15 protein-coding genes and 1 pseudogene are annotated in these 8,810 nt (G+C 65.4%); all 16 read left to right on the forward strand.

Annotation, left to right across the window (positions count from 1 at the left end; translation table 11 throughout):
• Positions 1–642 (forward strand): TetR/AcrR family transcriptional regulator (locus VJ811_RS16490; protein ID WP_324074371.1); only part of this gene is annotated, 642 nt, incomplete at its 5' end.
• Between the two features lie 72 nt (positions 643–714).
• Entirely contained in the window at positions 715–1,149 is a 435-nt protein-coding gene (locus tag VJ811_RS16495; protein ID WP_324074373.1) for a VOC family protein, read from the forward strand.
• Between the two features lie 26 nt (positions 1,150–1,175).
• Positions 1,176–1,592, forward strand: a complete 417-nt coding sequence (locus VJ811_RS16500) for a DoxX family protein (protein WP_324074375.1) — start codon at positions 1,176–1,178, stop codon at positions 1,590–1,592.
• The gene (locus tag VJ811_RS16505; protein WP_324074377.1) at positions 1,589–1,807 is read left to right on the forward strand and encodes a DUF4287 domain-containing protein; all 219 of its coding nucleotides are present in this window, start codon (positions 1,589–1,591) and stop codon (positions 1,805–1,807) included. Before VJ811_RS16500 ends, VJ811_RS16505 begins: the two co-directional genes overlap by 4 nt.
• A 2-nt stretch (positions 1,808–1,809) precedes the next feature.
• Positions 1,810–2,484, forward strand: a complete 675-nt coding sequence (locus tag VJ811_RS16510; protein WP_324074378.1) for a glutathione S-transferase family protein — start codon at positions 1,810–1,812, stop codon at positions 2,482–2,484.
• Positions 2,485–2,511: 27 nt separating this feature from the next.
• Positions 2,512–3,183 carry a glutathione S-transferase family protein gene (locus VJ811_RS16515; protein WP_324074379.1) on the forward strand — a complete coding sequence of 224 codons (672 nt, stop codon included), beginning with the start codon at positions 2,512–2,514 and terminating at the stop codon, positions 3,181–3,183.
• Positions 3,184–3,473: 290 nt separating this feature from the next.
• Positions 3,474–3,821: pseudogene (locus VJ811_RS16520) on the forward strand (DUF1428 domain-containing protein); the annotation flags it as partial.
• Positions 3,813–4,199 (forward strand): DUF1428 domain-containing protein, encoded by a 387-nt coding sequence (locus tag VJ811_RS16525; RefSeq protein WP_324074395.1) that lies wholly within the window; start codon positions 3,813–3,815, stop codon positions 4,197–4,199. The pseudogene VJ811_RS16520 and the gene VJ811_RS16525, both read left to right, overlap by 9 nt.
• Before the next feature lie 157 nt (positions 4,200–4,356).
• Positions 4,357–4,917 carry a hypothetical protein gene (locus tag VJ811_RS16530; RefSeq protein ID WP_324074380.1) on the forward strand — a complete coding sequence of 187 codons (561 nt, stop codon included), beginning with the start codon at positions 4,357–4,359 and terminating at the stop codon, positions 4,915–4,917.
• Positions 4,914–5,213, forward strand: coding sequence for a DUF6958 family protein (locus tag VJ811_RS16535; protein WP_324074381.1), 300 nt, complete (start codon positions 4,914–4,916; stop codon positions 5,211–5,213). The genes VJ811_RS16530 and VJ811_RS16535 overlap by 4 nt, the downstream gene beginning before the upstream one ends.
• Before the next feature lie 24 nt (positions 5,214–5,237).
• Complete coding sequence (locus VJ811_RS16540) at positions 5,238–5,954, forward strand: DUF899 family protein (RefSeq protein ID WP_324074383.1); 717 nt, start codon at positions 5,238–5,240, stop codon at positions 5,952–5,954.
• Positions 5,955–5,978: 24 nt separating this feature from the next.
• Positions 5,979–6,767, forward strand: a complete 789-nt coding sequence (locus VJ811_RS16545; protein WP_324074386.1) for a VOC family protein — start codon at positions 5,979–5,981, stop codon at positions 6,765–6,767.
• Positions 6,768–6,783: 16 nt separating this feature from the next.
• Positions 6,784–7,197 (forward strand): VOC family protein, encoded by a 414-nt coding sequence (locus VJ811_RS16550; protein WP_324074388.1) that lies wholly within the window; start codon positions 6,784–6,786, stop codon positions 7,195–7,197.
• The gene (locus VJ811_RS16555; protein WP_414711966.1) at positions 7,194–7,709 is read left to right on the forward strand and encodes a VOC family protein; all 516 of its coding nucleotides are present in this window, start codon (positions 7,194–7,196) and stop codon (positions 7,707–7,709) included. The genes VJ811_RS16550 and VJ811_RS16555 overlap by 4 nt, the downstream gene beginning before the upstream one ends.
• Positions 7,696–8,148: a hypothetical protein gene (locus VJ811_RS16560; RefSeq protein WP_324074392.1), complete on the forward strand. Its 453-nt coding sequence runs from the start codon at positions 7,696–7,698 to the stop codon at positions 8,146–8,148. The genes VJ811_RS16555 and VJ811_RS16560 overlap by 14 nt, the downstream gene beginning before the upstream one ends.
• Entirely contained in the window at positions 8,148–8,801 is a 654-nt protein-coding gene (locus tag VJ811_RS16565) for a glutathione S-transferase family protein (RefSeq protein ID WP_324074393.1), read from the forward strand. Before VJ811_RS16560 ends, VJ811_RS16565 begins: the two co-directional genes overlap by 1 nt.
• The last annotated feature ends 9 nt before the right edge of the window (positions 8,802–8,810 follow it).

Below are 8,810 nucleotides of genomic sequence, written 5' to 3' on the forward strand. Positions count from 1 at the left end.
GTCCCCCCGGCGGGCGGCGGCACCCCCGGAGCCCGCGCCCCGCGCGGCAGCGCGCGTGCCAGGCTGATCGCCGCGGCGCACGCCACGGTGCGCAAGCAGGGTTATGCGGCGACGACGGTCGACCAGATCTGCGCGGCGGCGGGGGTGACCAAGGGCGCCTTCTTCCATCACTTCGCGTCGAAGGAAGAGCTGGCGGTCGCGGCGGCCGAGGGCTGGACCGAACGCGCGCGGCCGATGTTCGAACTCGCGCCGCATGTCAGCCTCGACGATCCGCTCGACCGCCTGCTCGGCCATATCGATTTCCGCCTGGCGATGCTCGACGGGCCTACGGAAGATTATACCTGCTTCGTCGGCACGATGGTGCAGGAGGCCTATGCGACGAACGACCGCATCCGCGCGGCGTGCGAGGCGAGCATCAACGCCTATTGCGAGGCGCTCGCGCCCGACATCCAGGCGGCGATGGACATTTATAGCGTGCCCGAGGACATCACCGCGATCAGTCTCGCCCAGCATGTCCAGTCGGTGCTGCAGGGCGCCTTCGTCCTGGCGAAAACGACGAACGACCCGGCGATCGCGCGCGGCACCGTCACCCATTTGAAGCGTTATGTCCGGATGCTGTTCGGGCGCGGAGGCGCGGCATGATGCGACAGGTAATTGCGGCCGCGCGCCGCGCACGCTGACTTCAACAACCACCACCCCAAAGGAGAGAGAGTAATGCCCCAGATGATTTTCGTGAACCTGCCGGTCACCGACCTTCCCAAGTCGAAGGCTTTCTACGAGGCGGTCGGCGCGGCGAACAACCCCGCCTTCACCGACGACACCGCCGCCTGCATGGTGGTGGAAGAGGGTTCGATCCACGTCATGCTGCTGACGCATGAAAAATGGGCGACCTTCACGTCGAAGAAGATCCCCGACGCGCACACCACCGCGCAGGTCCTGCTCTGCGTCTCGGCCGACAGCCGCGACGCGGTCGACGGACAGGTCGACAAGGCAGTCAAGGCCGGCGGCAAGGCCGACCCGACCCCGACGCAGGACTTCGGCTTCATGTACGGCCGCAGCTTCGAGGATCCCGACGGCCATATCTGGGAAGTGATGTGGATGGACCCGGCCGCGATCCCCGCCGGCGAACCCGCCGAAGCTTCGGCATAACCAGAGCATAAGGGAGGAGGAAGAGGATGACCGATACGACCCCCGGCAAGGGCCAGGTGATCGCCGGCCGCGTACTTAGCGGCCTCGTGATCCTCTTCCTCCTCTTCGATTGCGGCCTAAAGCTGGTGTCGCCCGAGACCGCGATCAAATACAGCCCGCCGAGCCTTGGATGGCCACTCGACGTCGGCACCATGTATATGCTCGGCACGCTGCTGCTGATCCCGACCCTGCTCTATATCTGGCCGCGCACCGCGATCCTCGGCGCGATCCTGATCACCGCCTATCTCGGCGGCGCGGTCGCGACGCATGTGCGGATCGGCAGCCCGCTGTTCAGCCATATATTGTTCGGCGTCTATTTGGGCCTGATGCTGTGGGGCGGCCTGTGGCTGCGCGATCCGCGCCTCCGCGCGCTGGTCCCGCTGTCGAAAGGAACCGCGGCATGAGCTTTCAGGCCTATCTCGACAATATCGAAGCCAAGACCGGCAAGTCGGCCGAAGCGCTGAAAGCGATCGCGATCGGCAAGGGCTTCGCTGACGAAAACGGGCTCGCTCCGGGCATCAAACCCGGCGCGATCATCGACTGGCTCAAGGATGATTTCGACCTCGGCCACGGCCACGCGATGTCGATCGTCGCCTATATCAAAGGGAAGAGGAACTGATCATGCCCGTTGGGAACCGAACCGTCCCCGAAATTACCGCCTACCGGTCGGTCCCCGGCCTCGCACATGGCCGCATCAAGGACATCCGCGTCCGCTGGGCGCTCGACGAAATCGGCCGGCCTTACACCACGCGGCTGATCGGCGGCATTTTCGAGGACAAGGAACCGGCCTATCTGGCCGATCAGCCGTTCGGACAGGTTCCGGTCTATAAAGAGGAAGACCTGATTCTGTTCGAAACGGGTTCGATCCTGATCCGCATCGGCGAAGGCGACGAACGCCTGCTGCCGCGCGATGCGAAAGGGCGCGGGCGCGCGATCAGCTGGATGATTGCGGCGCTCAACAGCGTCGAACCCGTGATCCAGACCTTGGTCGTGCTGACTGTCAAGGGACGGGGCACCGACTGGCTCGCCGGCGCCACACAAGCGGCGAGACCCTTTGCCGAGCAGCGGCTGGCCCGATTGTCGCAGGCATTGGGGAACCGCGAATGGCTGGAAGATCGTTTTTCGATCGGCGACATCGCGATGATCGACGTGTTGCGCAACGCCGATCCGCAGCTGTTGGCGCCACACCCCAATCTGACCGCCTATGTCGCACGCGGCACGTCGCGCCCGGCCTTTCAAAGCGCCATGGCGGCACATCTGGCCGACTGCGCGGTCGGCGAACCGCTGCCTGCCTGACCCGCGCTCAACCGAGGAGACACTGCCATGCCCGTTAATCCCAACGCCAACATCGAAGTCACCGCTTTCGACTGGGTTCCCGATTTCGCGCGCGGCTATGTCCGCGACCTCCGCCCCCGCTGGGCGTGCGAGGAAATCGGCCTCGACTATGCCGAACATCTGATCAGCGCGATCAACCGTCCCGCCGACCATTTCCTGTTCCAGCCATGGGGGCAGGTGCCGGTGCTCAACGATGACGGCATCCGCCTGTTCGAAAGCGGCGCGATCCTGCTGCACCTCGCCGAAAAGGACGCGCGGCTGATGCCCCGCGATCCGCAGCAGCGCGCCAACACGCTCGCGTGGCTGTTCGCGGCCTATAACAGCGTCGAGCCGATGCTGTTCGAACTTGGCAATGTCGATATCTTTTCGACCGACGAGGAATGGGCGAAGCTGCGCCGCCCGAGCCTGATCGAATTCATCCAGGGCCGGCTCGGCCGCCTGAACGACGCGATCGGCGACAAACAATATGTCGCGGGCGAATTCACCGTCGCCGACATCGCGATGGCGACCGTGCTGCGCGAGGCCGTCGAGGCCGGGCTGATCGCCGAGCAGCCGCGGCTGCAGGCCTATCTCGACCGCTGCCTCGCGCGGCCGGCATTCCAGCGTGCGATGGACGCGCAGCTCGAAGCCTTCAGCGAGGAGGCAGGCCCACCCGCATAGCATCTGCCGAGATTTGAGAAACGCCATGACGTATCGAGAATCATTACCCCGTCCCATGCCCCTCCCCCTCGATGGGGGAGGCAGCGAGACTTGGCGGGCCGGCCACCGGCTGGGCCACCTAGTCGCAGCGGCGGGGGTGCGGTCTCGCCCTTGCGCAAGGCCGCGGCATCACCCCCATCCAACTCCGCCTAATCGCTCCGCGATAAGGCTCCATATCCTTCCCCCATCAAGGGGGAAGGGAAAGACGTTCTGATTTCAAGAACGCCCAAGCCCCCCGAAGGAGAGACAAGATGACCTATGTAGAAGGATTTGTCGCCGCGGTGCCGACCGCCAACAAGGAAGCGTATCGCAAGCATGCCGCCGATGCCGCGCCGCTGTTCAAGGAATTCGGTGTCGCGCGCATGGTCGAATGCTGGGGCGACGACGTCCCCGACGGCAAGGTGAACGACTTCAAGGGCGCGGTGCAGGCGAAGCCCGATGAAACGGTCGTTTTCAGCTGGTTCGAATATCCCGACAAGGCGACGCGCGATGCCGCGAACCAAAAGATGATGAGCGATCCGCGCATGGCGCAGATGGGCGGCGAGATGCCGTTCGACGGCAAGCGGATGATCATCGGCGGATTCGACTCGATCGTCGACGACGCCAAGGGCGGCGACAGCAAGACCGGTTATGCCGACGGCTATATTGTGCCCGTCCCGGAAGCCAACAAGGAAGCCTATCGCGAGCTGGCGCAGAAGATGTCGGGCGTGTTCCTCGATTATGGCGCGACGCGCGTCGTCGAGGCGTGGGCCGACGACGTCCCCGACGGCAAGGTCACCGACTATGCCCGCGCCGCGCACAAGAAGGATGGTGAGGCCGTCGTCTACAGCTGGGTCGAATGGCCCGACAAGGAAACGCGCACCAAGGGTTGGGAAAAGATGATGGCCGACGAGCGGATGAAGCCCGATCCCGACAACACGCCCTTCGACGGCGCGCGCATGATTTACGGCGGCTTCGCGCCGATCGTCGAGGCGTAGAGCCCGATCCTCCCTGTGCCGAAGGCATGGGGAGGTGGCAGCCCGAAGGGCTGACGGAGGGGCAAGGGCGCGAGGTCGCAGCCCCTCCACCACCGCTTCGCGGCGGTCCCCCTCCCCATCGCTACGCGACAGGGAGGAATTCGAAGGAGCGTATCCGGTGCCCCAGATACAAGAGCGTGCCCGTACCGAAACCCGCACCGCGTCGTGCCAATGCGGCGCCGTGCGGCTCGAACTCACGGGCAAGCCGATCGTCGCGGCGACCTGCTACTGCCAAAGCTGCCAGCAGGCGGGTCAGGGTTTCGAGGCGCTGCCCGGAGCCCCCACCGTGGTCGGGGCCGACGGCGGGACGCCCTATGTGCTGGTGCGCAAGGACCGGCTGGCGTGGCTGTCGGGATCGGAGAAACTGGGCGAGCACCGGCTGAAACCCGACTCGCCGACGCGGCGTTTCGTTGCGCGGTGCTGCAACGCGCCGATCGCGCTCGAATTCACCAGGGGGCATTGGCTCAGCGTCTATTCGGACCGCATCGCCGCAGAAGAACGGCCGGCCGCCGAAATGCGGACGATCGTCGGCGATCGGCCCGCGGGGATCGAGCTGCCGGGCGACATCCCCAATTATCGGACGCCGTCGGGCAAATTCCTGTGGCGGCTGCTGACGGCGTGGGCGGCGATGGGATTCCGCGCCCCGCCGATCGAAGCGACGAAGGGATATGCAGGATGAGCAGGAATATCGAGCGCGTCGAGATGCGCAGCATCACCAGTCCGGGCTTTGCGCAGCAGGTCGACAAGGCGAAATATGACGCGATGAAGGACGCGCTGCTGAACGCCGTACCGAAGGGCAAACCGGGACTGACGGTCGCCGAGATCAAGGAGGGCGTGTTGCCGATGCTGCCCCCGGCCTTGTTCCCCGGCGGCGCGAAAGCGGGCTGGTGGCTGAAGGGCGTCCAGCTGGACCTTGAAGCGCGCGGAATATTGGCGCGGGAAAATGGGAAGCCGTTGCGGCTGCACCGGCTATAAGCGACACCAGAAGGAAGCCTAGCCATGCAACATCTGTCCTTCCCGAACGAGAGCGAAGCCTATCGCGCCGCGCGCGCCGAGCTGCTCGCCGACGAAATCGCGCTACGCCGCCAGATCGAGGCGGTCGCCGTCAAGCGCCGCGCGCTGCCGCCGGGCGGCGCGGTGCCCGAGGATTACAGCTTCGAGCGTATCGGCGCGTATCAGCGCCCCGAGCGGGTGACGCTGTCCGAGCTGTTCGAGGGCAAGCCGAGCATCATCCTCTACAGCTTCATGTTCGGGGCGGAGCGCGACAAGCCGTGCAACGGCTGCACCCATATGCTCGACGCGATCGACGGCAGCGCGCGTCATGTCGGGCAGCGCGCGCCGCTCTATATCGTCGCCAAGTCGCCGATCGCGCGGCTCGAAGCCTGGGCGAAGGAGCGGCGCTGGCCGCACCTGATCTTCCTGTCCGACGTCGAGGGACGCTATTCGGCCGATTATTTCGGCGACACGTCGAAGCTGACCGACGCCAAGCGCGCCGAACATGGCATGAAGCCCGGCGAGAATTGGGACGAGACGATCTTCAACGTCTTCCGCAAGGACGGGGCAACGATCCGCCACGTCTGGGCGAGCGAGATGGCCTATGCGCCCGAGGATCCCGGCCAGCACCACCGCGCGGGCGACCTCGTCGATCCGCTGTGGGGCTTGCTCGACATGACGCCCGAGGGACGCGGCGACTGGTTCCCCAGCCTGACCTATTGAGACCAAGGAAAGAGGAGAGAGACGATGCCATCCAATTTCATCTGGTACGAACTGATGACCCCCGATCCCGCGGGCGCGGCGTCCTTTTACGGCGCGGTCGTCGGTTGGACGATTGCCGCGACGCGCGACCCGTCGGCCGGCGACGTCGATTATCGCATGATCGGCCGCAGCGACGGCGGCAATGCCGGCGGGGTGCTCGCGCTGGGCGCCGACATGCTCGCGGGCGGGGCACGGCCAGGCTGGCTCGGCTATCTGGAGGTCGCCGACGTCGATGCCGCGATCGATGCGATCAAGGCCGATGGCGGCGCGGTCCACATGCCCGCGACCGACCTGCCCGTCGGCCGGATCGCGATGATCGGCGATCCGCAAGGCGCGCATTTCTATATCATGGATCCGGTGCCCCCGCCGGGATCCGAAGGCATGGAGAGCGATGTCTTCTCGGTCACCGAGGCGCAGCATGTGCGCTGGAACGAACTCGCGACGAGCGATCCCGATGCCGCGATCGCCTTCTACAAAAAGCATTTCGGCTGGGGGCAGGAGGGCGAGATGGATATGGGTCCGCTCGGCGCCTATCGCTTCCTCCAGCGCGGCGAGGTGATGATCGGCGCGGTGATGCCTTTGATGGAGGGCTATCCGGTGCCGGTGTGGAATTTTTACATCGGCGTCGACGATATCGACCGCGCGCACGCCGCGGTGACCGCGAACGGCGGCACGATCACCAGCGAACCGATGGAAATCCCCGGCGGCGAATATGCGATGAACGCGATCGACCCGCAGGGCGCGCCCGTCGGCTTCGTCGGCCCGCGCAAATAATCAAGGGAGAGAGACGATGGAAAACCAGGGCCCGACGACGGGACTGACCCCGCATATCGCCATCGCCGACAAGCGCGCGAGCGAGGCGATCGATTTCTATAAAAAGGCGTTCGGCGCGACCGAACTGGCGCGCATGCCCGCCGACGACGGGGTGCGATTGATGCACGCGCATCTGACGATCAACGGCGCGTCGCTGATGATGCACGACGAGTTTCCCGAATATGTCGATAATGAGAGCAGCCCGCCCAATGGCGTGACGCTGCACCTGCACGTCGACGATGCCGACGCCTGGTTCGACCGCGCGGTCGCCGCCGGCGCGAGCGTCGTGATGCCGCTCGACAATATGTTCTGGGGGGATCGCTACGGCCAGATCAAGGATCCGTTCGGCCATACATGGTCGATCGGCGGCCCCATCAAGGGAGAGAAATGATGACGAACCAACCGACAAGCCAGCCCGTGACCCTCTGCCTCTGGTACGACAAGGATGCCGAGGAAGCCGCGGCCTTCTATGCCGCGACCTTCCCCGACAGCAAGGTCGGGTCGGTCCACAAGGCGCCGGGCGACAATCCGAGCGGCAAGCAAGGCGACGTGCTGACGGTCGACTTCACCGTGCTCGGCATATCGTGCGTCGGGCTCAACGGCGGCCCCGCCTTCAAGCATAGCGAGGCCTTTTCCTTTCAGGTCCATACCGACACGCAGGAGGAAACCGACCGTTACTGGAACGCGATCGTCGGCAACGGCGGACAGGAAAGCATGTGCGGCTGGTGCAAGGACAAATGGGGTCTCAACTGGCAGATCACCCCGCGCGCGCTGACCGACGCGGCGATGGGCGGCGACCCCGCGGCCGCCAAACGCGCGTTCGAGGCGATGATGACGATGAAGAAGATCGACATCGCGAAGATCGAGGCCGCGGTGCGGGGCGAAGCCGTTGGCGCGGCGTAGCCCGGCGCTCTTCGCCTGGCTGCTCTGCGGCACGCTCGACATCGTCTATGCGGCGGTGTCGAGCGTCGTGCAGGGGGGCACCGTCTCCTCGATGCTGCATGCCGTCGCCAGCGGTCCGTTCGGCGATGCCGCGCGCGGCTGGGGCATCGCCGGCGACATCGCGGGGCTCGCGACGCACTTCGCGATCATGGGCGCGATGGTCGCGGCGTGGTTCTTCGTCGCGCGGCGCTGGAGTGCGCTGACCGCCTGGCCGTGGTGGCTGACCGGCACGCTCTATGGGCTGCTGCTCTATGTCATCATGAACGGGATCGTGCTGCCGCTGCGCTTCGGATCGCCCTTCCCGCCGACCGGCCTCGTCAAGGGGGCGGTCGCGCTCTTCCCGCATATTTTCTTCGTCGGCTGGCCGCTCGCCTGGCTGACGCGCAGGGGCAAGAATTGATGCTGATCTATTACGGCCACCCCTTCTCCTCCTACACATGGAAGGTGCTGATCGCGCTCTACGAAAAGGGGGTCGAGTTCGATTATCGCGTCATTGGCCCCGACGCGCCGCAGCATGGCAAGGAACTCAAGGCCCATTGGCCGGTCGGCCAGTTCCCGCTGCTCGTCCACGATGGCGTGCCATATTTCGAATCGTCGATCATCATCGAATATCTCGACCATCTGGTCCCCGAGCCGCGCCTGATTCCCGCCGATTTCGACGCGGCGCTGAAGGTGCGGTTCTTCGACCGCATCTTCGACAATCATGTGATGAACCAGATGCAGCAGGTAGTGAACGACGCGCTGCGCGGGCCCGAAAACCACCTGCCGATCATCGTCGACAAGGCAAAGGCCGCGCTCGAAACCATCTATGGCTGGCTCGACAAAGAGCTGGCGGGCGGCGGCTGGGCGACGCCCTATGGTTTCACCCTCGCCGATTGCGCCGCGGCGCCGTCGCTCTTTTACGCCGACTGGGTGCATGAGATCGACGGAAAGTACGAGAATCTGCGCGCCTATCGCGCCCGCCTGCTCGCGCATCCGACGGTGTCGCGCTGTGTCGAGGATGCCCGGCCCTACCGTCCCTATTTCCCGCTCGGCGCGCCGGACCGCGATTGATGCGGGCCG

Source organism: Sphingopyxis sp. (assembly GCF_035250425.1).
GTDB lineage: Bacteria > Pseudomonadota > Alphaproteobacteria > Sphingomonadales > Sphingomonadaceae > Sphingopyxis.

What these genes read in the sequence shown, in the direction of transcription:
- VJ811_RS16510 (WP_324074378.1), top strand. Translation starts at nt 1,810, where the DNA reads ATGCCCGTTGGGAACCGAACCGTCCCCGAAATTACCGCCTACCGGTCG.
- VJ811_RS16545 (WP_324074386.1), top strand. Translation starts at nt 5,979, where the DNA reads ATGCCATCCAATTTCATCTGGTACGAACTGATGACCCCCGATCCCGCG.
- VJ811_RS16505 (WP_324074377.1), top strand. Translation starts at nt 1,589, where the DNA reads ATGAGCTTTCAGGCCTATCTCGACAATATCGAAGCCAAGACCGGCAAG.
- VJ811_RS16540 (WP_324074383.1), top strand. Translation starts at nt 5,238, where the DNA reads ATGCAACATCTGTCCTTCCCGAACGAGAGCGAAGCCTATCGCGCCGCG.
- VJ811_RS16500 (WP_324074375.1), top strand. Translation starts at nt 1,176, where the DNA reads ATGACCGATACGACCCCCGGCAAGGGCCAGGTGATCGCCGGCCGCGTA.
- VJ811_RS16565 (WP_324074393.1), top strand. Translation starts at nt 8,148, where the DNA reads ATGCTGATCTATTACGGCCACCCCTTCTCCTCCTACACATGGAAGGTG.
- VJ811_RS16495 (WP_324074373.1), top strand. Translation starts at nt 715, where the DNA reads ATGCCCCAGATGATTTTCGTGAACCTGCCGGTCACCGACCTTCCCAAG.
- VJ811_RS16535 (WP_324074381.1), top strand. Translation starts at nt 4,914, where the DNA reads ATGAGCAGGAATATCGAGCGCGTCGAGATGCGCAGCATCACCAGTCCG.
- VJ811_RS16555 (WP_414711966.1), top strand. Translation starts at nt 7,194, where the DNA reads ATGATGACGAACCAACCGACAAGCCAGCCCGTGACCCTCTGCCTCTGG.
- VJ811_RS16515 (WP_324074379.1), top strand. Translation starts at nt 2,512, where the DNA reads ATGCCCGTTAATCCCAACGCCAACATCGAAGTCACCGCTTTCGACTGG.
- VJ811_RS16550 (WP_324074388.1), top strand. Translation starts at nt 6,784, where the DNA reads ATGGAAAACCAGGGCCCGACGACGGGACTGACCCCGCATATCGCCATC.